Source organism: Pseudomonas sp. MT3 (genome assembly GCF_054720805.1).
Window position 1 is genome coordinate 161,566 of the sequence record NZ_JBTVPY010000013.1, and the last position, 22,966, is coordinate 184,531.

The 22,966-nt window shown below is 67.5% G+C and carries 21 protein-coding genes, 1 pseudogene and 1 riboswitch; of the genes and pseudogenes, 3 read left to right on the top strand and 19 right to left on the bottom strand.

The genetic code is table 11. The features are described from left to right. Nucleotides 1–140: 140 nt before the first annotated feature. Nucleotides 141–1,997: a TonB-dependent receptor domain-containing protein gene (locus ACYCAX_RS15570; RefSeq protein WP_294977521.1), complete on the bottom strand. Its 1,857-nt coding sequence runs from the start codon at nucleotides 1,995–1,997 to the stop codon at nucleotides 141–143. A 106-nt stretch (nucleotides 1,998–2,103) separates the two neighbouring features. Further along, nucleotides 2,104–2,278: riboswitch (cobalamin riboswitch) on the bottom strand. Nucleotides 2,279–2,319: 41 nt separating this feature from the next. Further along, entirely contained in the window at nucleotides 2,320–4,227 is a 1,908-nt protein-coding gene (dxs, locus tag ACYCAX_RS15575; RefSeq protein WP_460248358.1) for a 1-deoxy-D-xylulose-5-phosphate synthase, read from the bottom strand. A gap of 256 nt (nucleotides 4,228–4,483) precedes the next feature. Here dxs and ACYCAX_RS15580 point away from each other — a divergent pair, with 256 nt between their 5' ends. Beyond that, entirely contained in the window at nucleotides 4,484–5,488 is a 1,005-nt protein-coding gene (locus ACYCAX_RS15580) for an Ldh family oxidoreductase (RefSeq protein ID WP_460248359.1), read from the top strand. A gap of 118 nt (nucleotides 5,489–5,606) precedes the next feature. Here ACYCAX_RS15580 and ACYCAX_RS15585 read toward each other — a convergent pair whose 3' ends face one another. From ACYCAX_RS15585 to ACYCAX_RS15625, 9 genes are all read right to left on the bottom strand, one after another. Further along, nucleotides 5,607–7,184, bottom strand: coding sequence for an aldehyde dehydrogenase (NADP(+)) (locus tag ACYCAX_RS15585; RefSeq protein WP_460248360.1), 1,578 nt, complete (start codon nucleotides 7,182–7,184; stop codon nucleotides 5,607–5,609). A gap of 178 nt (nucleotides 7,185–7,362) precedes the next feature. Then, nucleotides 7,363–8,280 carry a dihydrodipicolinate synthase family protein gene (locus ACYCAX_RS15590; RefSeq protein ID WP_460248361.1) on the bottom strand — a complete coding sequence of 306 codons (918 nt, stop codon included), beginning with the start codon at nucleotides 8,278–8,280 and terminating at the stop codon, nucleotides 7,363–7,365. A 107-nt stretch (nucleotides 8,281–8,387) separates the two neighbouring features. After that, nucleotides 8,388–9,419: a trans-3-hydroxy-L-proline dehydratase gene (locus ACYCAX_RS15595; RefSeq protein WP_460248362.1), complete on the bottom strand. Its 1,032-nt coding sequence runs from the start codon at nucleotides 9,417–9,419 to the stop codon at nucleotides 8,388–8,390. Between the two features lie 172 nt (nucleotides 9,420–9,591). Further along, nucleotides 9,592–10,314 carry an amino acid ABC transporter ATP-binding protein gene (locus tag ACYCAX_RS15600; protein WP_294981444.1) on the bottom strand — a complete coding sequence of 241 codons (723 nt, stop codon included), beginning with the start codon at nucleotides 10,312–10,314 and terminating at the stop codon, nucleotides 9,592–9,594. Further along, nucleotides 10,307–10,957, bottom strand: coding sequence for an amino acid ABC transporter permease (locus ACYCAX_RS15605; RefSeq protein ID WP_294981442.1), 651 nt, complete (start codon nucleotides 10,955–10,957; stop codon nucleotides 10,307–10,309). The genes ACYCAX_RS15600 and ACYCAX_RS15605 overlap by 8 nt, the downstream gene beginning before the upstream one ends. A gap of 11 nt (nucleotides 10,958–10,968) precedes the next feature. Next, nucleotides 10,969–11,634 carry an amino acid ABC transporter permease gene (locus tag ACYCAX_RS15610; protein WP_015475502.1) on the bottom strand — a complete coding sequence of 222 codons (666 nt, stop codon included), beginning with the start codon at nucleotides 11,632–11,634 and terminating at the stop codon, nucleotides 10,969–10,971. After that, a complete protein-coding gene (lhpI, locus tag ACYCAX_RS15615) occupies nucleotides 11,634–13,352 on the bottom strand; it encodes a cis-3-hydroxy-L-proline dehydratase (RefSeq protein WP_460248372.1) in 1,719 nt (572 codons plus the stop codon). Before lhpI ends, ACYCAX_RS15610 begins: the two co-directional genes overlap by 1 nt. Before the next feature lie 70 nt (nucleotides 13,353–13,422). Next, a complete protein-coding gene (locus ACYCAX_RS15620; protein WP_294981438.1) occupies nucleotides 13,423–14,238 on the bottom strand; it encodes an ABC transporter substrate-binding protein in 816 nt (271 codons plus the stop codon). 502 nt (nucleotides 14,239–14,740) lie between these two features. Next, nucleotides 14,741–15,526, bottom strand: a complete 786-nt coding sequence (locus ACYCAX_RS15625; protein WP_460248363.1) for a helix-turn-helix domain-containing protein — start codon at nucleotides 15,524–15,526, stop codon at nucleotides 14,741–14,743. A gap of 231 nt (nucleotides 15,527–15,757) precedes the next feature. Between ACYCAX_RS15625 and ACYCAX_RS15630 the strand changes: the two genes are divergently transcribed. Together ACYCAX_RS15630 and ACYCAX_RS15635 are read left to right on the top strand one after the other, a co-directional pair. Beyond that, nucleotides 15,758–16,447 carry a helix-turn-helix transcriptional regulator gene (locus ACYCAX_RS15630; protein WP_460248364.1) on the top strand — a complete coding sequence of 230 codons (690 nt, stop codon included), beginning with the start codon at nucleotides 15,758–15,760 and terminating at the stop codon, nucleotides 16,445–16,447. 88 nt (nucleotides 16,448–16,535) lie between these two features. Continuing rightward, a complete protein-coding gene (locus ACYCAX_RS15635) occupies nucleotides 16,536–16,901 on the top strand; it encodes a VOC family protein (protein WP_015475507.1) in 366 nt (121 codons plus the stop codon). Between the two features lie 25 nt (nucleotides 16,902–16,926). Here the strand turns inward: ACYCAX_RS15635 and ACYCAX_RS15640 are convergent, their stop codons facing one another. The 8 genes and pseudogenes from ACYCAX_RS15640 to ACYCAX_RS15675 form a co-directional block, all read right to left on the bottom strand. Beyond that, complete coding sequence (locus ACYCAX_RS15640; protein WP_460248365.1) at nucleotides 16,927–18,174, bottom strand: FAD-dependent oxidoreductase; 1,248 nt, start codon at nucleotides 18,172–18,174, stop codon at nucleotides 16,927–16,929. Further along, the gene (locus ACYCAX_RS15645; RefSeq protein ID WP_015475509.1) at nucleotides 18,171–18,407 is read right to left on the bottom strand and encodes a 2Fe-2S iron-sulfur cluster-binding protein; all 237 of its coding nucleotides are present in this window, start codon (nucleotides 18,405–18,407) and stop codon (nucleotides 18,171–18,173) included. The genes ACYCAX_RS15640 and ACYCAX_RS15645 overlap by 4 nt, the downstream gene beginning before the upstream one ends. Beyond that, nucleotides 18,400–19,512, bottom strand: coding sequence for an NAD(P)/FAD-dependent oxidoreductase (locus tag ACYCAX_RS15650; protein WP_460248366.1), 1,113 nt, complete (start codon nucleotides 19,510–19,512; stop codon nucleotides 18,400–18,402). Before ACYCAX_RS15650 ends, ACYCAX_RS15645 begins: the two co-directional genes overlap by 8 nt. Next, on the bottom strand, nucleotides 19,509–20,453 hold the full coding sequence (locus tag ACYCAX_RS15655; RefSeq protein WP_015475511.1) for a 4-hydroxyproline epimerase: 945 nt from the start codon (nucleotides 20,451–20,453) through the stop codon (nucleotides 19,509–19,511). The genes ACYCAX_RS15650 and ACYCAX_RS15655 overlap by 4 nt, the downstream gene beginning before the upstream one ends. Nucleotides 20,454–20,566: 113 nt before the next feature. Next, nucleotides 20,567–21,241: a GntR family transcriptional regulator gene (locus tag ACYCAX_RS15660; RefSeq protein WP_015475512.1), complete on the bottom strand. Its 675-nt coding sequence runs from the start codon at nucleotides 21,239–21,241 to the stop codon at nucleotides 20,567–20,569. A 131-nt stretch (nucleotides 21,242–21,372) separates the two neighbouring features. After that, nucleotides 21,373–22,260, bottom strand: coding sequence for a (2E,6E)-farnesyl diphosphate synthase (ispA, locus tag ACYCAX_RS15665; protein WP_460248367.1), 888 nt, complete (start codon nucleotides 22,258–22,260; stop codon nucleotides 21,373–21,375). Further along, the gene (locus ACYCAX_RS15670) at nucleotides 22,257–22,502 is read right to left on the bottom strand and encodes an exodeoxyribonuclease VII small subunit (RefSeq protein WP_294981110.1); all 246 of its coding nucleotides are present in this window, start codon (nucleotides 22,500–22,502) and stop codon (nucleotides 22,257–22,259) included. Before ACYCAX_RS15670 ends, ispA begins: the two co-directional genes overlap by 4 nt. A gap of 149 nt (nucleotides 22,503–22,651) precedes the next feature. Beyond that, nucleotides 22,652–22,966, bottom strand: a pseudogene (locus ACYCAX_RS15675) (hypothetical protein); the annotation flags it as partial.

Genomic DNA, 22,966 nt, shown 5'->3' on the forward strand with positions numbered 1-22,966 from the left:
TGTTCGATACCGGTGCGCCTCACCCCAGCCCTCTCCCAAGGGGTGAGGGCGCCGAATCTTGAGCCTGCCAGGACAGTCCCTCTCCCTCCGGAGCGGGTGCGTAGCCAGGGGCAGGGTGAGGGGCCGTCAGGCCGCTTCCCTTACAGCTCCGGCGTCCAGGTCACCGCCAGCAGCGCGGTGCGCCCCGGTTCGCGGTAGGGGCGGGCTTCGCCCATGAAGTCCATCGGGCTGGTCGGGCGCAGGTAGTCGCCCAGGGTGTAGTTGCGATCCAGGGCGTTATCCAGCTTCAGGTCGAAGCGAATCTCATCGCTGGCCAGCCAGCTGGTGCGCAGGTCGAGCACGCCGTAGCCGGACAGTTCGCGGGTGTTGGCCGCGTCGTCGTAGCGTTGGCTGACCGCACGCCAGGTGCCGCCGACGCCGAAGGCGCCGAACTGGCGATCCAGGTCCAGGCTCAGGGTGCGCCGCGCGCGGTATGGCAGGGTGTGGCCGGTGTCGCGGTCGCGCGGGTCGATCAGGCTCAGGCCGAGCGCGGCCTGCCAGCCCAGCACGTCGCGGGCGACGCTGGTCTCGAAGCCATTGATGCGCGCCTTGTTGATGTTCTCCGGCTGATTGCTGTTGCTGTCCCAGGCAATCATGTCGTCGATTTCGGTGCGGTACAGCGAGGCTTCCAGGTGTGTGCCCGAGAAGTCACCGCGCCATTGCAGCTCGTAGGTCTTCGAGGTCTCGGCCTTGAGGTCCGGGTTGCTCGCGCCGGGGTAGTAGAGGTCGCTGAAGGTCGGCGCGCGGAAGCCTTCGCCGTAGCTGGCGATCCAGGTCTGGCTGTCGCCCACCGGCAGGCTGAAGGCGGCGTTCCAGCTGTTCTGGCTGCCGTAGGCCTGGTTGTTGTCGTGGCGGATACCCAGCTCGGTGCCGAAGCTGTCGCCCTTGAAGCTGTGCTGGGCGAAGAAGGCACGGTTGCTGCGCTGGTCGTCGGCAAAGGCGGTGGTGCCGTCGACCTTGTCTTCGTACCAGTCGGTGCCCAGCGCCAGCTGATTGGCATCGTCCAGTCGCAGGCGGTTGATCCAGCTCGCCGAGTGGCGGGTGGTTCCCAGCGTGCCGTTGTTCCAGCTGTCGGCGGCGCCCACGGCCTTGTTGCGGTCGAAGCTGCGGCCCAGTTCCAGGCGGCTGTTCCACATCTTCGTGATCTGGCCGTCGAGGTAGGCGCTGTAGCTGCTGACGCGGAATTCGTCGCGGGGCGAGCCCGGCTCGAAGTTGTAGGCGTCGTCGTATTCGTTCTTGCCGCGCTGGTCGTTGAGGTTCAGGCCGGCCTTCCAGTCCTCGCTGAAACGGTGGTCCAGGTTCAGGTGCACGGCCTTGTTGCGCTGGGCGTCGTGATCGTTGTCGGCGCCGACGTTGTCGCTGGTGCGATCCCAGCCCTGGCTCTCGTCGAGGCTGCCGCCGAGGTTGTAGCGGGTCTGCTCGTCGCCGCCGGACAGGCTCAGGCTGCGTTCGAAGGTGCCGTGGCTGCCGGCAGCCAGGCGCACTTCGGGGTGCAGGCCGGCTTCGCCGCGACGGGTGAAGATCTGGATGACCCCGCCAATGGCGTCGGCGCCGTACAGGGCGGAGCGCGGGCCGCGGGTCACCTCGACGCGCTCGATGCTGTCGATGCTCAGGTAGTCCAGGCGGGCGATGCCGCTGCTGGCGGAGGCGACGCGCTGGCCGTCCACCAGCACCAGGGTCTGCGCGGTGCTGGTGCCGCGCACGGAGTACGAGACCACGCCGCCGGAGCTGCCCATCTGCACGCCAGGCACGCGGGCGAGCAGGGCGGGCACGCTGCGCACTTGTAGCCGCTCGATGTCGGCACGGGTGAATACGCTGTTGGCCGAAGTGGCTTCGGCGCGCGGCTGGGCCTGGCGTGCGGAGGTGATCACCTGGTCGGAGAGCCGGTAGATGTCGTCGGCGGCGAAGGCCAGGCCGGGCAGCAGGCTGGTGGCCAGGGCGAGTCGGGGCAGTTTCATGGAGCGTCCTCAAAAGCGGTCGGATGACTTTCGAGGAGGGCGTGGCAAGGGCGGCAGGCCGCACTTGACGGTGCGGCCCTCCGCAACACCTGTCGGGGCGTGTCGAGGGCGGTCTCCGGGCTGCCGACGTCACATCGCCGCCTTCCCGCATTCAGCAGTGGCGGATGGCGATGCTGCGCTCCGTGAGGGGCGCGTCGGTTACCGTTGCGGGGGCAGCGCAGGTCTTTCACCTGCTTCCCGTTACCTCGAACGAAAACGGGCGCACCTTAGTCGGTGCGCCCGTCACTGGCAATACTCCCGGGGAGGGATGCGCCGATCGGTCTCAGCGCTTGCCGAGGGCCTCCAGGCGCGCCTTCACCGAGGCTTCGATGCCGGCGGTGTCTAGCCCGCACTCCGCGAGCATCTGCGCGGGCTTGGCGTGCTCGACGTAGTAGTCCGGCAGGCCCAGGTGCAGGATCGGCTGCTGGAGGTTCTCGCGGGCGAGGAATTCGCTGACGGCGGCGCCGGCGCCGCCCATCACCGAGTTCTCCTCGACGGTCACCAGCAGCTCGTGGCTGGCGGCCAGCTGGCGCACCAGTTCCTCGTCCAGCGGCTTGACGAAGCGCATGTCGGCGACCGTGGCATCGAACTGCTCCGCCACTTTCAGCGCTTCGGCCAGTTGCACGCCGAACACCAGGAAGGCAACCTTGCCGGCCTTGCCTTCACGGCGCACCACGCCCTTGCCGATCTCGACCGGTGCCAGCGCCGCCTCGATGGGAGCGTTGGGGCCGGTGCCGCGCGGGTAGCGCACCGCCGCCGGGCCTTCGAAGTGATGGCCGGTGGTGAGCAGCTTGCGCAGTTCGTTCTCGTCGCTGGGGGTCATCACCAGCATGCCGGGGATGCAGCGCAGGTAGGAGAGGTCGAAGCTGCCGGCGTGGGTCGGGCCGTCTTCGCCCACCAGACCGGCGCGGTCGATGGCGAACAGCACGTCGAGGTTCTGCACCGCGACGTCGTGGATCAGCTGGTCGTAGCCGCGCTGCAGGAAGGTGGAGTAGATCGCCACCACGGGCTTTGCGCCGTCGCAGGCCATGCCGGCCGCGAGGGTCACGGCGTGCTGCTCGGCGATGGCGACATCGAAGTAGCGGTCCGGGAATCTGTCGGCGAAGGCGACCAGGTCGGAGCCTTCCTTCATGGCCGGGGTGATGCCGACCAGGCGCGGGTCCTGGGCGGCCATGTCGCACAGCCACTGGCCGAACACGCTGGAGTACTTCGGCCCGCCGGCCTTCTTCGGCGCGGCGTGGGCGGCGCCTTCGGTTTCCAGCTTGGTGATCGCGTGGTAGCCGATCGGGTCGATCTCGGCCGGGCCGAAGCCCTTGCCCTTCTTGGTCACCACGTGGAGGAACTGCGGGCCCTTGAGGTCACGCATGTTGCGCAGGGTGGCGATCAGGGTCGGCAGGTCGTGGCCGTCGATGGGGCCGATGTAGTTCCAGCCCAGCTCCTCGAAGAGCGTGCCGGGGACCAGCATGCCCTTGGCGTATTCCTCGGTGCGGCGGGCGATCTCCCAGGCGCCGGGCAGGCGCGAGAGCACCTTCTTGCTGCCTTCGCGCATGCTGCTGTAGGTGCGGCTGGAGAGGATCTTGGCCAGGTAGTTGGACAGGCCGCCGACATTGTTGGAGATCGACATGTCGTTGTCGTTGAGGATCACCAGCATGTCGGCCTTGACCTCCGACGCGTGGTTGAGCGCCTCGAAGGCCATGCCGGCGGTCAGTGCGCCGTCGCCGATCACCGCCACCGACTTGCGGTTGGAACCCTGCATGCGCGCGGCAATGGCCATGCCCAGCGCGGCGCTGATGGAGGTGCTGGAGTGACCGACGCCAAAGGTGTCGTACTCGCTCTCCGAGCGGCGCGGGAAGGCGGCCAGGCCGTCCTTCTGGCGCAGGCTGCCCATGCGCTCGCGGCGACCGGTGAGGATCTTGTGCGGGTAGGCCTGGTGGCCGACGTCCCACACCAGACGGTCGTCCGGGGTGTCGAAGACGTAGTGCAGGGCCACTGTCAGCTCGATCACGCCAAGGCCTGCGCCGAAATGGCCGCCGGTCTGGCCGACGCTGTACAGCAGGTACTGGCGCAGTTCGTCAGCGAGGGTCAGCAGCTCCGCTTCGCCCAGCCGGCGCAGCTCGACGGGCGTGCTGGCACGGTCGAGCAGGGGCGTCGCGGGGCGCGCGCGGGGAATCTCGTGAAACGTCGTGGGCATCAGGCTGATCGTTATGAGAAGGCAAAGATGCGGAAGTTTACCCGAAGCTCCGGATTGGCCCAAGCAACGTGGGGCCAATCCTTCGGACGACCGGATGGTCGGATCGTGGCTACCCCGCTGTGCCGAAATCGTCGTCACGGTCGCCGATTGCGCGCAAGCGGGATGGGGCCTGAGCGGCCACTGTAGACTCAGCCCCGACCCGGTGGCGGATTGCCGCAGCGGGCGGAAACGATTGGCAGGGATCGAGGAGGACGGCGTGATCCGATTGAGTCTGGATGAACTGCGTGAACTGGCGGTGGCGATCCTGCGCCACAACGGCTTCAGCGAACCCCACGTACAGGCGGTGACCGATACCGTGCTGGCCGGCGAACGCGATGGCTGCACGTCCCACGGGGTCTGGCGCCTGCTGGGCTGCATCCACACGGTGCGCGCCGGCAAGGTGGTGCCTGATGCCGTGCCGGAGTTGTCCGAGCCTGCGCCCGCGCTGGTGCGCGTGGATGCCAAGGGCGGATTTTCCCAGTGCGCCTTCGACCTGGGACTGCCGAAGCTGGCGGAGAAGGCCCGCAGCCAGGGCCTGGCGGCGCTGGCGATCAACCATTGCGTGCATTTCTCGGCCCTGTGGGTGGAGATCGAGCGGATCACCGCCCAGGGCCTGGTCGCGCTGGCGGTCACCCCGGCCCAGGCCTACGTGGCGCCGGCCGGCGGAACCCGACCGTTGTTCGGCACCAACCCCATCGCCTTCGGTTGGCCCCGTGGCGAGAACGATCCCTATGTCTTCGACTTCGCCACCACAGTGGTGGCGCGCGGGGAAATCCAGTTGCACGAGCGCGAGGGCAAGTCGATCCCGCTGGGCTGGGGTATCGATGCCCAGGGCAGCCCCAGCACCGACCCGAGCGCGGTGCTCGAGGGCGCCATGCTGACCTTCGGCGGACACAAGGGCTCGGCGCTGGCGACCATGGTGGAGCTGATTGCCGGTCCGCTGATCGGCGACCTGACCAGCGCGGAATCCTCGGTGTTCGACGAGGGCACCAGGTCCTCGCCCTATCACGGCGAACTGCTGATCGCGCTGGACCCGGCGCGCTTCCTCGGCGCGGACGCTCCGCAGCATCTGGCGCGGGCGGAGAAGCTGTTCGACTCCATCGTCGACATGGGCGCGCGCCTGCCGTCGCAGCGGCGTTTCGCGGCGCGCCAGCGCAGCCTGGCAGAAGGCGTGGAGATCAGCGATTCGCTGTATGCCGATTTGCGCAAGCTGCTGCAGTAACGAGTTCACCCTGTAGGAGCGAGCTTGCTCGCGAACCCACCCCAGCAACGAAGGTTGGTTCGCGAGCAAGCTCGCTCTTACGAAGAGCAGAGACCGCGTCGACAGTTCATTCCCGTACTCAGCGAATCACCGCGCTGCGCGTCGTCTCGCCGTCCACCAGCCGCGCGATGCCCAGCGGGTTGGCGTCCTTCAGCGCATCGGGCAGCAGCGCGTCGGGGTAGTTCTGGTAACACACCGGGCGCAGGAAGCGGTCGATGGCCAGGCTGCCGACCGAGGTGCCGCGCGCGTCGGAGGTCGCCGGATACGGGCCGCCGTGGACCATCGCATCGCAGACTTCCACGCCGGTGGGGTAGCCGTTGATCAGCAGGCGCCCGGCCTTGCGCTCCAGCGCCGGCACCAATGCGGCGAAGTGCGTCAGGTCCTCGGTCTCGGCGATCAGGGTGGCGGTAAGCTGGCCGTGCAGGCCATCCAGCGCGCGGTGCAGTTCGGCTTCGTCGGCCACCTCGACGAGGATGCTAGTCGGGCCGAAGACTTCTTCCTGCAGCAACTCCTCGCCTGCCAATAGCAGTTCGGCCTTGGCCTGGAACAGCTGCGGCAGCGCCTGGTTGCCCTCCTGCGGCTGGCCGGCGAGGTGGCGCACGGCGGGATGGGCAAGCAGGCGGGCGATGCCTTTCTCGTAGCTCTTCAGGGTGCCGGTGTTGAGCATGGTCTGCGCCGGGCGCTGGCCGATCTCGGCGATCAGGTTGGCGACGAACAGGCTGAACGCCGGCGAGGCGATGCCGATCACCAGGCCGGGGTTGGTGCAGAACTGGCCGCAGCCCATGACCACCGAATCCACCAGCTCGCGGGCGATTTTCTCGCCGCGTGCTTCCAGGGCGGCGGGCAACACGAGGACGGGGTTGATGCTGCTCATCTCGGCGAACACCGGGATCGGCTGTGGGCGCGCGGCAGCGAGATCGCACAGTGCGCGGCCGCCCTTGAGCGAGCCGGTGAAGCCGACCGCCTGGATCGCCGGGTGCCTGACCAGCGGCTCGCCGACGCCGGCGCCGTAGATCATGTTGAACACGCCGGCTGGCATACCGGTGGCTTCGGCCGCGCGGGTGATCGCCTCGCCGACGAGTTCGGCGGTGGCCATGTGGCCGCTGTGGGCCTTGACCACCACCGGGCAGCCGGCAGCCAGCGCCGCGGCGGTGTCGCCACCGGCGGTGGAGAAGGCCAGCGGGAAGTTGCTGGCGCCGAACACGGCCACCGGGCCGACGCCGGTGCGGTACTGGCGCAGGTCCGGACGCGGCAGCGGCTGGCGCTCGGGCAATGCGCGGTCGATGCGCGCGCCGAGGAAGTCGCCACGGCGCAGGACCTTGGCGAACAGGCGCATCTGGTTCGCGGTGCGGCCCCGCTCGCCCTGGATGCGTGCGGCGGGCAGGGCGGTCTCGCGGCAGACGGTGGCGATGAAGTCGTCGCCGAGGGTTTCCAGCTCAGTGGCGATGGCGTCGAGGAACTGCGCGCGGCGTTCCGGCGACAGCGCGTTGTAGGCCGGGAAGGCGGCTTCGGCGGCGCGGGCGGCGGCGTCGACTTCGGCCTCGGTGGCCTGGAGGAATTCCCGGGGCAGGGCTTCGCCGGTGCTGGCGTCGAGGCTCTGCAGGCGGACAGTGCCGGCGCCGATGCGCTGGCCGGCGATGAAGTTGTGGGCGGTCATGTTGGGCGTCTCTGATCGTCGAAGGGTGCGATAGCGAAAGAGCCCCTCACCCTGCCCCTCTCCCGGAGGGCGAGGGGACCCTCCGTGCCGGCTGAAGCCTGGGCGTCAGCCGGCACGACCTACTCCCTCTCCCTCTGGATCGGGGCGCGCAGCCAGGGCGGGGGTGAGGGTGGTCCGGTTAAAGCCCCACATCCGGCAGCTTCGGCCGGTTCGCCAGCGCCTTGGCCATGATCTTCTCCACGTGCTCGCGATCAGCGCCCTGCAGCGCCAGGCGCGGCGGGCGGGTGAGGGCGGTGCCGCGGCCGGCGATCTCTTCGCAGAGCTTGATGCACTGCACCAGGTCCGGGCGGGCGTCGAGGTGGAGGATCGGCATCAGCCATTCGTAGATCGGCATGGCTTCTTCATAGCGACCGGCCTTGCACAGGCGGAAGATGGTCTCGCCTTCCTGCGGGAAGACGTTGGACATGCCGGAAATCCAGCCCTCGGCGCCCACCGCGATGCTCTCCAGGACCACGTCGTCGAGGCCGGCGAAGAGGATGAAGCGGTCGCCCACTTCATTGCGCACGTCGATGAAGCGGCGGGTGTCGCCGGAGCTGTCCTTGAAGCAGACGATGTTCTCGCAGTCGGCCAGGGAGATGAGGATGTCCGGGGTGACGTCGTTCTTATAGATCGGCGGGTTGTTGTAGACCATCACCGGCAGGTCGGTGCTGGTGGCCACGCTGCGGAAGTGCGCGACGGTTTCATGTGGCTTGGAGGAGTAGACCAGCGCGGGCATCACCATGATGCCGTCGACGCCGACCTTCTGCACCGCCTTGGCCACCTGCGAGGCGCCGTGGCTGGTGAACTCGGCGATGCCGCAGATCACCGGCACGCGGCCGCCGGAGGCGTCCTTGGCGACTTCGGTGACGGCCATCTTCTCTTCGATGGACAACGAGGTGTTCTCGCCCACGCTGCCGCACACCACCAGGCCCGACACGCCATCGCGCACCAGGTTGGAGATCACTTTGTGGGTGGCTTCCAGGTTGACCGAGAAATCGTCGTTGAACTGAGTGGTCACCGCGGGGAACACGCCACTCCAATTGACCTTCTTGCTCATGTTTGTCTCCAATTGTCGTATTTCGTATACGAAATGTCTGAAGGAAATCCCACAGCATTTCGTCGTCGGGTGCCGCTACGCGGCGAATCAGGGTGGAAAGGGGGTAATCAGTAACCGTTCGGCCAGGTGTCCGAGAGCCGGTAGCCTTCGGGCCACGGATCGGACGGGTCGAGCAGGTGCTGGTGGGTGCCGGTGATCCAGGCACGGCCGGAAATGCACGGGTGGATCGCCGGTTTGCCGCCGACGCTGGTGAGGCCGTCGATGCGGCAGTGGAACTTGGAATTGATGATCGAGTGGCCGACGAAGCGTTCGCCGTCCTTCAGCTGGCCCTTGGCATGCAGCACCGCCATGCGCGCCGAGCAACCGGTGCCACAGGGCGAGCGGTCGATCTTGCCGGGGCGGATGACCACCGCGTTGCGGCCGTGCAGCACGCCATCGACGCGTTCCACCGGAGCGGTCAGCTGGCAGAAGGAGATGTGCGCCCAGTCGTGGTTTTCCGGATGCTGGAAGCCCAGTTGCTGGTTCGCCGCCCGGGTGATCTTCAGGCCGGTGGCGACCAGGTCGGCGGCCTCCGAGGCGTGCAGGGTGAAGCCCAGCTTGTGGGCGTCGGTGAGCACGAAACTGTCGCCGCCGTAGGCGGTATCCACCTGCAGCGAGCCGAGGCCTTCCACCTCGATCCAGGCGTCCAGCTTGTCGGCGAAGGAGGGCAGGTTGCGCACTTCCACGCGCTGCACCTTGCCGTCCTTGCAGTCGGCCACCGCTTCGATCAGCCCGCCGGGCGCTTCCAGGGTCAGGCGCGTCTGTGGCTCCTGCATCGGCAGGATGCCGCTGTCGAGCAGCACGGTGCTGACGCACAGCGAGTTGGAGCCGGACATGGGCGGCACGTCGGCCGGTTCCATGATGATCCAGGCCATCTGCGCGCGCGGGTCCTTCGGCGGCACCAGCAGGTTCACATGTCGGAACACGCCACCGCGCGGCTCGTTGAGGACGAAGTTGCGCAGCACGTTGTCGCTGGCGATGAAGCGCGACTGCGCCCACACGGTATCGCCCGGCGGCGGGGCGACGCCGCCGACGATGACGTCGCCGACCTCGCCTTCGGCGTGGCAACTGACCACGTGGATGATCTTGCTTGAACGCATGGCTGTCTCCTGGCTCCGTGTCAGACCGCCCTCACCCCAGCCCTCTCCCAGAGGGAGAGGGGGCAGGTCGTGCCGGCTGACGCTGTGGTTTCATCCTTCACCGAACGGTCCCCTCTCCCGCTTGCGGGAGAGGGCTAGGGTGAGGGGCTCCTATCTCTTGTTTACCGACGGCCTAGTTCACCGACCGCAGAAACTCCGCCGTCTCCGCCCGCTGCGGGTTGCCGATCACCTGATCCGGCGTGCCGATCTCGTGCACCAGTCCTTCGCGGAAGAACGCGACGCGGTCGGACACGTCGCGGGCGAAGCGGATTTCATGGGTCACCAGGACCATCGTCATGCCCTCTTCGGCCAGCAGGCGCATGGTGTCGAGCACCTCGCCCACCAACTGTGGGTCGAGCGCCGAGGTGGCTTCGTCGAACAGCATGTAGTCCGGCGACATGGCCAGCGCGCGGGCGATCGCCATGCGCTGCTGCTGCCCGCCGGAAAGCTTCTGCGGGAACACCTTGAGCTTGTCGCCCAGGCCCACGTGCTTGAGCTGCTTCACCGCCATCGCTTCGGCAGCTTCCTTGGACAGGCCCAGCACCTTGCGCGGGGCGAGCATGACGTTCTCCAGCACGGTGAGGTGCGGGAAGGCGTTCCACTGCTGGAAGACGATGCCGATCTTCTGCCGCAGCTTGTTCAGGTCGGTGGTCTTGGCGTGGACCTCGATGCCGTCGACGCGGATCTTGCCGCGCTGGATCGGCTCCAGGCCGTTGATGCACATCAGCAGGGTGGACTTGCCCGAACCCGAGCCACCGATGATCGAGACCACCTCGCCTTTCTTCACGGTCAGGCTCACGCCCTTGACCACTTCCAGATCGCCGTAGGCTTTGTGCACGTTGTCGATTTCAATCATTTTCCTGCCACCTTTGTTCCAGCCGGGCACCGAGGCGCGCCACGACCCAACTCATGAGGTAATAGATGACCCCGGCGATGCACAGCACCAGCAGGGGTTCCTGGATGCGCGTCACGATGGTCTGCGAGGCGCGGAGCAGTTCGACGATGCCGATCCACATGACCAGCGCGGTGTCCTTCATCACTCCCAGCACCAGGTTCAGCCAGCCGGGGAAGGCCACCCGCGCGGCCAGCGGCAGCACGATGTAGCGCAGGTCCTGCCAGTAGGTCAGACCCAGCGAGCGGCTCGCCCGTCGGATGTTCGGACCGACGGCGAGGATGCCGCTGCGGATGATCTCGGTGCAGAACGCCGCCGCGTAGACGCCCAGTACCAGGCAGCCGACGGTGAAGGCGCTCCAGTTCAGGCCGACGATGCTTTTCAGCGAGTTGAACAGCACGAACTGGATCAGCAGCGGCACGCTGCGGAAGATGTCGAGGAACCAGCCGACCGGCATCGTGGCGCGCGGCAGGGCGGCGCGCAGCCAGCCCAGCACGATGCCGGCGAGGGTGCCGATGAGCATGGCGCCGACGGTCAGCTTGACGGTGACCCAGGCCCCTTGCAGCAGGAACATCAGGTCATTGACGGTGAAGCTCGTGGAAAACATGCGCGCTTCTCCTAGTAGCGGAACAACCGCCAGCTCAGCAGGCGGGCGACCGCCACGATGACCTTGGCGATGATGTAGTAGAGGACCGCCGCGAGGGCGAAGTACTCGAAGGTGCGGAAGGTGCGCACGTTGTAGTCCTGGGTCACGCCGGTGAGGTCGTTGTTCAGGCCCACCACCACGCCCAGCGACGTCATCAGCACCGCCCAGACCATCTGGTTCGTGAGCGGGTAATAGACGATGCGCAAGAGCTGCGGAACGATGATCATCCGGTACGCCTGGAAGGCGCTCATGCCCAGCGAGCGCGCGGCGCGCATCTGGGTGTCCGGCACGGCCTTGAGGCCGCCGCGGAAGTTCTCCGCCAGGTAGCCGGCGTTGTTGAAGGTGATCCCCGCCAGCAGCGCCACCCAGGAGCTGACGTGCAGGCCGAAGGAGCCCAGGCCGAAGTACAGGATGTAGATCTGGAACAGCGACGGGGTGTTGCGCGCGATGGACACCCAGGTGTCGGCGAAACCCTTGAGCAACGGATTCTTCATCTGCCGCATGACGGTCAGCAGCAGCGCGATGAGCACGCCGAGGATCATCGACAGCGCGGCGGTTTCCAGGGTCACCCAGGCGCCGCCGAGCATGTCCGGCAGGGCCTTGAAGGCCGAGCGCCAGTGGAAGCTGTAGTTGAACATCAGCGCACCCCCTCGCTCAGCCAGCGTGGTACGCCGCCGTCGCCGCGTCCGCTACAGGCCGCCTCGACGCAGGCGGCCAGGCTGCCGAAATGCACCTGGCGCCCGGCCAGTCCTGGACCGTAGTGAGCGTACTTTGCCGAGTTGGTCATCAGCGTGGTGCACTGCGGCGGGATCACCGGCTCGCCGATCATGCACCAGCAGGTGTCGTTGAGCAGTTGCGCGCCGAAGTCCTCCAGCACCTTCACGTCGCCGGCGGCGCGGGCCTTTTCCTGCACCGCGCGGCCGAGGGCGATGACCAGCGCGACGCCCGGATGCTTGCGGCGCCCGGCGACCAGCCTGGCGAGATCGGCGCATTCGCTGGCGGAGAAGTGCGGGTTGCCCAGCGATACCAGTTGCACGGTCGGCTCGCTGGCGTGGTCCAGTTCGCGCCAGGAGGCGATCAGGTCGGCCGGGGTGACGCGCAGGTGTTGCAGCGGCGCCTTGCTGCCCAGGGCAGTGTCGGCGTCCGGTGCTTCCGGGGTGACCCCGGCGATGTGGAACATCGGTGCCGCGGATGTTGTGGCGAAGGCCGCGCCGAAGGCTTTCAGCGCATCGCTGTCCGGAGCGAGCGGTTGCAGGCCGTCGACCACCGGGATGCGCGAACCGCACAGCTCGCCGATGTGGTAGCCCAGCAGCGGGAAGATCGATTCGTCGTGCTCGGCCGGCAGTTCGACATTGATCCGCAGCGTGGCCAGCCGGCCTTCGTCGCGGTGGCTGCCGACGTTCGGCGCGCGGCCGGTGAGGGCGATGCAGATGTCGAGGTAATCCGGGTACTTCAGGGTGCGCGCGCCGAGTACGCTGTTGGCGTAGACGACGGCGTTGGACTCGGCCCACACGACTTGCTCGCCCAGGCTCGGCTTGCTGTCCAGCAGGTAGGGCGCGCAGGTGTAACTCATCTGCGCGCCCATCTCCATGTAGGCATCGCCCAGCGCGGCGGCGGGTTCGCCGAAGGCCTTGTCGACGCCCAGCTCGCGCCAGCGGCGGTGGTCCACGGAGATGGAATTGAGGGTGGTCGGCACCTTCACCTTGCCGCCCCAGTCCGCCAACTGGCGGGCGAAGCGCAGGCTCGCGGGGCCGGTATAGATGCAGCCGTCGATGTGCGCCTGGGCGACATCGAGCAGGTCTTTTGCGCCTTGCAGCGCGGCCATGCGCAGGACGATCTGCATGGCGGCCTGGGCGGCCTTGCCGTGCTTGCCGTCGAGCAGCTCGTGGTCGCCGGCATTCAACGCCAGGCCTTCCGGCAGCGGGCCGGCATCGCTGGCCATTACGCCCTGCCAACCATCGGCAGGGCGCTCGGCGGTGAGTGTTACCTGACCGTCTTCGATACGGGCCCAGCCGCCCGCGGCCAACTGCTCGAAACCCTCGCTACCCAGGCACAGCACCGGGATGGAGCGGCCGAACAACGCCTGCGCCACCAGTACACCGAGGGTGAGGATTTCATCCGGCTCGGCCAGCAGCAGCGCTGCCGGCGCATGGCCGTTGAGCAGAATCTCCAGCATCACGCTGCTGCCGGTACAGGAGCCGCGTCCGCTGGGAATCGCCAGCACCCTGCCGGGCAGGAAGCTGCCCGAAAGCGGATGGTGGCGGTCGATGACCTCGCCCGTGAAAGGCTCGACGCCTCCCCAGAAGCTCAGCCCGGTGTCGGCATGGAGCAGCGCCCCTTCGGCGCTACCCCCCATCAGGACCCGCCCGGTAAGGCTGGTGTCCCGCACCCTTGAAGCCTGCATCGAAGACATGGTTCGCCCGCCGTCAGTAGTACACGTTCGGAACGGTGAGATCGACCGGCTTGCCGCCGACCCACTTCTCGTACAGCTCGGCGTAGCGGCCGGTACGGACCTGCTGGTTGACGAAGAGGTTGAGGTAGTGGATCAGGCCGTATTCGTTGCGCGCAGCGGCCAGCGAGACGTAGTCGATCACATAGGGCGCATTGCCCACGACCTTCAGGCCCTTGTACTTGCCGGACTTCAAGGTGGAAGCGGCGACGGTGTTGGTCACCACGGTGGCGTCGATGTGGCCCTGGGCGACGGCGAGGATGGTGTCGTTCTGGCTCTGGTAGGCGCGGAAGCTGCCCTTGCCGGCCCACTTCTTCACGTCCTTCTCCAGGGCGATAGCTTCATAGGTGCCGCTGGTGTTGCCCACCGGACGGTCCTTGAGGTCGTCGTACTTGGTGATGCCGGTGTCCTCGCGGGTCAGCACCACCATCTGGAAGGCGAAGTAGGGGATGGTCATGGCGACCGTCTTGGCGCGCTCCAGGGTGTCGGAGGTGGAAGCGACGATCACGTCGGCGCGGCCGGAGACCAGCGCGGGGATACGGTCGGGGAAGGGCGTCTCGACGACTTCGGCGGTCACGCCCAGCACCTTCGCCAGGTCGTTGCAGTAGTCCACGTCGAAGCCGACCGGATTGTTCTGCGCATCGCGCGAACCCATGGGCGGGAAGTCCAGGGTGACGGCGCAGCGCAGCTTGCCGGACTCGATGATGTCATCGAGTTTGTCGGCCTGGGCCTGGCCGACGAGAAAAGTACTGGCAACAGCGGTGAGGGCGACAGCGATTCGACTGAATTTCATGGGGGCCTCTCTGAGTCAGTGTTGTGCAGCAGTTTTTGTATTATGGATTTCGTATACGATATTTTTTAGAGCAAGGCATGTGCCAGAAACCGCTCGGGCGTGACCCGTGGGTCGCAGAGCCCGGTGTTTGGGGGGCTGGTTGCTGGGAGCCTTGCGAATCAACCGTAGGCGGGTTCCGCGCGCTGTTACCAAATGAAGCAGGAGCGCGTTTCGTTGCCCCTTATGGGAGCACTCGGCGGGTTTCTGCGGATCGGGGTGGAAAAGTGTTCGCGAGCAAGCTCTCTCCTACAGAGGGATGGCTTTTCGTAGGAGCGAGCTTGCTCGCGAACCGCTCAGGCATGCGCCGTATGGATCTCGTAGGACGCATAAAGCGGCACGCTCTATCGCCATTCCGCGGCTGGACTGATGGCGGATAACGCCGTAGGAGTTATCCGCCCTACGATGGGGCTCGTGATTCGCCGCCGGAATGGGCCATGCTCGCGATCGCACCCACGGGGCGCTCCTACAACTGATTGGGAGCGGTCTGGGAATCGCGGTACTGCGTCGGCGACAGCCCGGTCAGCGCGCGGAACTGCCGGCTGAAGGCGCTGTGGTCGGTGTAGCCGCAGCGCAGGGCGATCTCGGTGATCGGCAGGTCTTCGCCCAGCAGGCGGGTGGCCGCGCCCAGGCGCGCCTTGTGGATCATCTGCCGCGGAGTGAGCTGGAAGATGCGCTTGCAGTGGCGCTCGAGCTGGGCGACGGACAGCCCGGCCAGCTTGGTCAGCTCGCCGAGATTGATCGGCTTGTCGAAATGCTCGCGGATATAGGCATCCACCGCCGCCAGGCGCTGATAGGCCGGATGCGTGGATTGCGCCGCCTGCAGGTCGCTGGAAATCCCCGCCATGCCGATCACCGCGCCGCCGGCATCGCGCAGCGCCAGCTTGTGGGTCAGGCACCAGCCGGGCTGGCGGCCGGGGTAGAGGTGCAGCTCCAACTGATCGCTGAGCTGGCCGCCGGTTTCCAGTACGCGGCGGTCCTGCTCGGTGTAGACCGGGCCGAAGCGCGAGGGGAAGACCTCTTCGGCGGTGCGCCCGAGCAGTTCGCTGGCATCCTTCACGCCGCAGCGCCGGGCCAGGGTCTGGTTGACCAGCACGTAGCGTGCCGCGGTGTCCTTGATGAAGAACACCACGCCGGGCATGGCATCGAGCAGCGGGGCTATCTGCCGGAAAGTCTGCAGCAGGCTGTCCAGGTCGCGGGCGCCCTGGGGGATCAGGTCGTGCATCGGGAAGCGGGTCGGCTGTCGGAACATGGCGAAAGGTACGGTGCAAAGTGGCGAGGTGGCGGGTCGCTGTCAACTCGCAGGGCGGATAAAGCGGCACGCTTTATCCGCCGCCTTGGCCCCGAAGCGGCGGCGAGTGGTGGATAACGCTCGAGGCGTTATGTGCCCTACGAGGTTTGGATGTGTCGATTCCTTGCAGTTGTCCGCACTGCGTCGGCGTGCTGGAGTAGCGGGCCGATTTTTCCCCTCTGAGTACTGACGATGTCCCGAGCCCAGCGCCTGCTCGACCTGCTGCAAGTCCTGCGGCGCCATCGCCTGCCCGTATCCGGGCGACAGCTCGCCGAGGAGTTGGGCGTCAGCCTGCGCACGCTGTATCGGGACATCGCCACGTTGCAGCAGCAGGGCGCCAACATTGAAGGTGAGGCAGGTGTCGGCTACGTGCTGCGGCCGGGCTTCGAACTGCCGCCGCTGATGTTCTCGCTGGAAGAGATCGAGGCGTTGGTGCTGGGCATGCGCTGGGTCAGCCGGCATGGCGACCGGATCTTGGCGTCGGCCGCGCGTGACGTGCTGGCCAAGGTCGGCTCGGTGCTGCCGGCCAACCTGCGCCTGGAACTGGAGAGCAACGCCCTGCTGGTGGGCAGCCGCCCCGTGGACGGGGTATCTGACGAATTGCTTGGCCAGGTGCGGGACTGCATCCGCCAGCAGCGCAAGCTGCAGTTTGCCTACCGGGACGCCGCTGGCCAGTTCACCGAGCGGGTGGTTTGGCCGTTCGGCCTGGGCTACTTCGAGCAGGCCCGGGTAGTGATGGCCTGGTGCGAGCTGCGCGAGGACCTGCGGCACTTCCGGCTCGACCGTATGGAGCGGGTCGGCAGTCTGGCGGAGCGCTACCCGCGCCGGCGCCAGGCGCTGCTCAAGGACTGGTACGCGCGCCATGCCATCGCGGCGCAGTGAATGACTGCTGCCAGAAACTGACAGTGGCTCGCCATAGCCTGTAGTGGCCGGCAATGAGGCCGGCTCATTTAACAGGAAGGAGTTATCCATGGTCAGTCCGAACATGCTCATTTTCTACGTCGACAGTGCCGAGCGCAGCGCCGGCTTCTACACCGAACTGCTGCAGCGCGATCCGGTAGAAAGCGCATCGACCTTTGCGCTGTTTGTCTTCGACAGTGGTCTGAAATTCGGCCTCTGGACGCGTACTGACGTGCAGCCGAGTGCTGATACGCAAGCCGGCGGCAGTGAACTGGGGATCCCGGTGCAGAGCCACGCCGAAGTGCTGCGCCTGCACCGGGACTGGCAGCAGCATGGCGTCGAGATCGTCCAGGCGCCGACGCAGATGGATTTCGGCTACACCTTCACCGCGCTTGACCCGGATGGTCATCGCCTGCGCGTGTTCTGCCTGAGCTGAGCCTCCCACGTCGTAGCCTGCTCCTTCAGTCTTCGGCGAGCTGCAACAGGGTCTCTACCCGCGCCGGGCTGAAGGGCGGGCGCGGGGACGGCGGTTGCCAGCCGAACAGCTGCTTCGCCGCTGCGCCGCACACGCGGCCCTGGCAGGCGCCCATGCCGCAGCGGCTGGCCAGCTTGGCGGCGGTCCAGTCGGGTTTGTCGGCCAGCGCCGAGTAGGGCACGTCTTCGCAGCGGCAGACGAGGGTGTCCGGCTGGGCCAACTGGTTCAGGCGCGGGTCGAGGACGAAATCGCGCTTCAGGGCATCGGCGAAGCCCTGCCAGCGCTGGCGCTGCGACCAGAGCTCGCGGGCGCGGTTGTGTTCCCCCACCGCCGCGTGGCCAGCGATACGGCCCTCCACCAGGGCTTTCTCCGAGCCGCCGAAGCCGGTGCATTCGCCCGCCGCGTAGATGCCATCGCGACTGCTCGCCTGCCAGGCATCGACGCGGATCGCGCCGTCGTCCACCGTGCAGCCCAGCGCCTGGCCGAGCTGCACGTTGGGAATCAGGCCAAAGCCGCAGGCCAGCCGGTCGCAGGCGATTTCCTTCAGCTTGCCGCCCTGGTTGATGCGTACGCCTTCCAGCTGATCGCGACCCAGGGCGGCGACCACATGGCTATCAGCGCGGTAGGCCGGGTCGTACAGGCCGAAGGACTGCAGCAGTTTGTTCGGCCAGCGCGGCAGCTTCATGGCGAAACGCGCGAGTGCAGGCCAGGACGCCTGCTCGGCGATGCGCAGGATTTTCGCGCCGTTGGCGCGGGCAGTGGCGGCGCTGGCGAGCAGCAACGGGCCGCTGCCTGCGATCACCGCGCGCTGCCCATCGACCGGCACGCCGCCTTTGACCAACGCTTGCAAGCCGCCCGCGCCGGTGACGCCGGGTAGCGTCCAGCCGGGGAAGGGCAGCAGCAGCTCGCGGGCGCCGGTGCAGAGGATCAGTTTGCGGTAGTCCAGCCGCCAGCCGCGCTCGAAGTCTTCCAGCAGCAGGCCGCGCTCGCCAGCCAGCGCGACCACGCGCGTCCCATTGTGAATCCTGATATTGGCGCAGGCGGCAACTTGCTCGCGCAGCTCGACGGCGGCACGCGGCAGCTGTGCATTGGGGCCGTCGCGCCAGATCTGCCCGCCGGGCAGCGGGTTGTCGTCGAGGATGACGATGTTGGCGCCGCTCGGCGCGGCGGCGAGGGCGGCGGACAGCCCGGCCGGGCCGGCGCCGATGATGACGATATCGGCCGCAGCGTTCATGGGCGGGTCTCCACCTGCATGCCGTCGCGGCACAGGGTCTGGCAGGCCAGGCGGCGCTGGCCGTCGATGCTCACCCGGCACTCCTGGCACACGCCCATGCCGCACAGTGGCGCGCGGCGCTGGCCGCTGACCGAGGTCCGTGTGGTGCCGTCACCGCCCAGGGCGAGCGCAGCGGCGACCGTGGTGCCGGCGGCGACCCGCAGCGAGCGGCCGTCGAGGATCAGCTCAGGCATGGGCATTGGCTCCGAGGAAGCGGTGCGGGGAATAGGGTTCGGCCGGCAGCGGCAGCGGCTCATCGCACAGCTGCGCGGCGAGCAGGTCGGCGGTGCCGGGGGCGGTGGTCACACCCAGGCCTTCGTGGCCGACCGCCAGCCACAGGCCGGGGCGCTGCGGGTGTTCGCCCACCAGGGGCATGCCGTCGGGACTGGCGGCGCGAAAGCCCGCCCAGCTGCGGATCACGTTGAGGTTGGCGAGGCCCGGCATGTAATCCACGGCGCGGCGCAGCATCTTCGCCAGCATCCAGCCTTCCACCTGCGGGTCGGTGGTGCCGAACTGCCGCGAGGCGCCGATGAACAGCTGGCCGGTGGGGCGTGGCTGGATGTTGCAGGCCACCGACGGGCCGCTGGCGTTGTGCGCGCTGGTCACGTAGCCCAGCTCGACCAGGGTGCGGCGCACCTTGCCGGGGTAGCGATCGGTGATCAGCAGGTGGCCCTTCTTCGGCTCGATGGGCAGGCCGGGGCACAGCTCGCCGGCCTGGATGCCGTTGGCCAGCACCACGGACTCGGCGCTCAGCCACTGGCCGTTGTCGAGGCGCACGCGGGGCTCGTCGATTTCCATCACTTTTGCCTGGCGCTGGCGGATCGGTTTCAGCGCCGATTCCAGCAGCCAGGCGGCGGCGCGCGGCGCGTAGAGAATGCCGTCGCCGGTGATTTCCAGCCCGCCGTGCAGGTCCTTGCGCAGCTCGGGTTCCTCCTGTTGCAGCTCCGTGCTGTTCAGCAATTTCGCGGCGACGCCGTGTTCGCGCAGGACGGCGAACTTGCGTTCCGCTTCGGCCATCTCTTCATCATTGGCGGCCAGCCACATCGTGCCGTTGATGCGGTAGGCGCATTCGGCGGGCATGTCGTGGCCCCACTCGCGCCAGCGTTGCAGCGAGTAGTTGCTCAGCGCCAGTTCGGCGGCGTTGTCGTCGAGGACCAGCAGGTGGCCCATGCCGACGGCGGTGGCGCCGGGCAGGCGCGCGTCCAGCACCAGCACATCCAGCCCGCGGCGGGCCAGGGCGTGGGCGCAGGCGGCGCCGACTATGCCGGCGCCGATGACGATGATGTCGGCATCGCTCACGGGCGGATGCCCCAGGCGAACGGGTCGTCCTCTTCCAGCAGCAGGGTGGCTTCGGCGCTGATGTTGGCCCGGCCACGGATGGTCGGGATGATCCGTCCTTCGCCCGGCGCGCCGGCCCACTCGAAGCGGCCCTCGAACTGGCTGCCGATCACGCTGGCCTGGCGCCAGGACTCCCCGGCGGCGAGCTTGCCGTCGGCCGCCAGGCACGCCAGCTTGGCACTGGTGCCGGTGCCGCAGGGCGAGCGGTCGTAGGCCTTGCCGGGGCAGAGCACATAGTTGCGGCTGTCCGCGTCGGGATCGTCGGCGAACAGCTCGATATGGTCGATCAGCCCGCCGTCCTCGCCGCGGATGCCCTGGTCTTCCAGCGCCTTCTGCACGGCGACGGTGTAGGCGGTCAGTTCGTCGAGGTTGTCGCCGGCCACACGCAGGCCGTGATCGGCAATCAGGAAGAACCAGTTGCCGCCCCAGGCGATGTCGCCGTGCACCAGGCCGTGGCCGGGCACATCCACCGGCGCCTGCTTGCGGTAGCGGTAGGAGGGGACGTTGCGCACACTCACCGAGCGGTCGTCGTGCAGGGTCGCTTCGACGCTGCCCACCGGCGTCTCGATCTTGTGCGTACCGGGGCCGATGCGCCCCAGGTGCGCCAGCGAGACCACCAGGCCGATGGTGCCGTGGCCGCACATGCCCAGGTAGCCGGTGTTGTTGAAGAAGATCACCCCGGCACAGGCGCTCGGGTCCACCGGTTCGCAGAGCAGCGCGCCGACCAGCACGTCGCTGCCGCGCGGCTCCAGCACGGTCGCGGCGCGCCAGCTGTCGTGCTCCCTGGCCAGCAGCGCGCGGCGCTCGGCCATGCTGCCATTGCCCAGATCGGGGAAGCCGTCGAGCACCAGGCGCGTGGGTTCGCCGCCGGTATGGGAATCGAGAACCTGGATGCGTTTCATGCTGCCCCCTGAGGTGGTCTTGCGATTGACCCTAGGGTGGCGCGAGGCGGGGATTGCAGCTTGAGGGTTTTCCGCCGGGCCGATGATGAAATCGGCACAGCGATAGTTTTCGGTCAGCTCGGCGTGGGGCGATTCGGCAGGTGCTCGTAGAGCGTGCGGCAGACGCCGTTGATGTGCTCTTCCAGCAGGCGTGCGGCGCGGTCGGCATCGCCGGCGCGGCAGGCGTCGAGGATGTCGTGATGCTCGTGGTCGGCGCGTTCCTTGCCGTCGGACATGCTCATCTGCAGGCGCAGGTAGCGTTCCACCTTGTCGTGGATCGAGCGGATCAGCCCCACCAGGTACGGCCGCTGCGCCGGCTCGTAGAGGCAGGCGTGCAGTTGCCAGTTCAGCTCGGCCCAGCGGCCGATGTCATCCTCGCCGACGAACTCGGCACAGATGCTCTCGGCGCGGGCGAAGGTCGCGTCGCTCATGTTGGGGATCGCCAGGCGCAGCGCCTGGACTTCCAGCACCACGCGCACCTCGAACATCTGCGCCAGTTCCGGCTCGGAAATCTTCGTCACCAGCGCGCCCTTGTTGCGCTGGAACTCCACCAGGCCCTCGGCTTCCAGGCGCTTGAGCGCCTCGCGCACGGGGATCTTGCTGACGTTGAAGATCTGCGCGATGTCGTCCTGGCGGATCGGCTCGTGCTCCGCCATCTGGCCGGAGATGATCGCCTCGCGCAGGTGCTTGGCGATGGTCTCCGAGGCGGAGGGAACGATACCCAGGTTGGGGGCGTTGCGTAGCGGCACGATGCGGTCCGGTCAGGTGGCAGATGTCGGATATGGTATACGAAATCCTTGCCATGCAGTGAAGTACCGGCCAGCGGTCATCGCAATGGGTGCCTCACGGGATTTGCACACGCAATGCGCGTGCCGGGCGATCAGTTGCGGCGTTCGACGATGTAGCGGGCCAGCGCGCGTAGCGGCTCGGCGTTGTCGCCAAAACCTTCCAGCGCGGCCAGCGCCTGGTCGCGCAGGGCGAGGGCATAGGCCTTGGCGGCGTCGAGGCCGAGCAGGGCGGGGTAGGTCGGCTTGTCGTGAGCCTGGTCCTTGCCCTGGGTTTTGCCGAGGGTGGCGGTGTCGCTTTCCACGTCGAGGATGTCGTCCTGTACCTGGAACGCCAGGCCCACGGCCTCGGCATAGCGGCGCAGGGCTTCCAGCGCCTCGGTCGTGGCGCGGCCGCTGGCGAGGGCGCCGAGCTGCACGCTGGCCTCGATCAGCGCGCCGGTCTTGTGCCGGTGCATGGTCTCCAGCGCCGCCTGGTCGATCATGCGGCCTACCGACTCCAGGTCGATGGCCTGCCCGCCGACCATCCCGGCGGAACCGGAAGCGCGGGTCAGGATCATCAGCATGTCCAGGCGGATCTGGGCCTCCTGCGGATTCAGCTCGGCGTTACCGATCACCTCGAACGCCAGCGTCTGCAGGCCGTCGCCGGCGAGGATCGCGCAGGCTTCGTCGAAGGCGATGTGGGTGGTCGGCTGGCCGCGGCGCAGATCGTCGTCGTCCATCGCCGGCAGGTCATCGTGCACCAGAGAATAGGCGTGGATCAGCTCCACCGCGCAGGCCGCGCCATCGGCACGTTCGGCCTCGCCGCCAAGCGCCTCGCAGGCCGCGTAGGCCAGCAGCGGGCGCACGCGCTTGCCGCCGTTGACCACGCTGTAGCGCATGGCGGCATAGATGCGGGTGAGTTCTTCACGGGGGGCGACGAAGAGTTTTTCCAGCGCAGCATCGACACGCGCCGTGCAGCGCGCCTGGTACGCAGCGATCATGCGTCGTCGCCTTCCGGATCGAAGGGCGCTTCGCTCAACTCGCCGTCGCGTTCCAGCAGGATCTGCACCTTCTGCTCCGCCAGGGTCAGCGCCGCCTGGCAGTCACGGGTCAGGCGGATGCCCTGCTCGAAGGCACCCAGCGAGTCCTCCAGCGACAGTTCGCCGCTTTCCAGGCGCTCCACCAGCGTTTGCAGCTCGGCGAGGGACTGTTCGAAGTCGAGGGGAGCTTTCTTGCGGGCCATGCGGACATCTCGGCGGGGTATTCGGAAACCTCGCGACACTAGCAGAGACGGGGTGGGTGGGCAAATGCCACGGTCTCCGCTTCGCGGTGCATGTGCGGCTGGAAGTGGATGCAGAGGCAGAGGAGAAGATCGCTATCCCCTATAGCTCCTTACTTCCATACGCAGTCTGGTTGATCGGGGTCGTACGCTTCTTCGTTTAGATGAAACTCGACCACTTTCCCGTTCTTGCCTTTATAGGTGAAGCCGTAGATCAAGGCGCCTTGTGACACGACGGTGTATTCGCCATTGGGCTTGCCGTCGATGAGCTCCATCAGGGTGGTAGTGAACTGCCAGGGGCGCCCCTCGGCCATTTCCTCTGACTCTCCCCTGATCGGGACCAGTCGAATGGCCTCGCTGGATTTTTCGTACTTCACATAAGGTGAATCGCCCCTAGTTTCGTAGACACCTCCAAGCCTCATAATGAG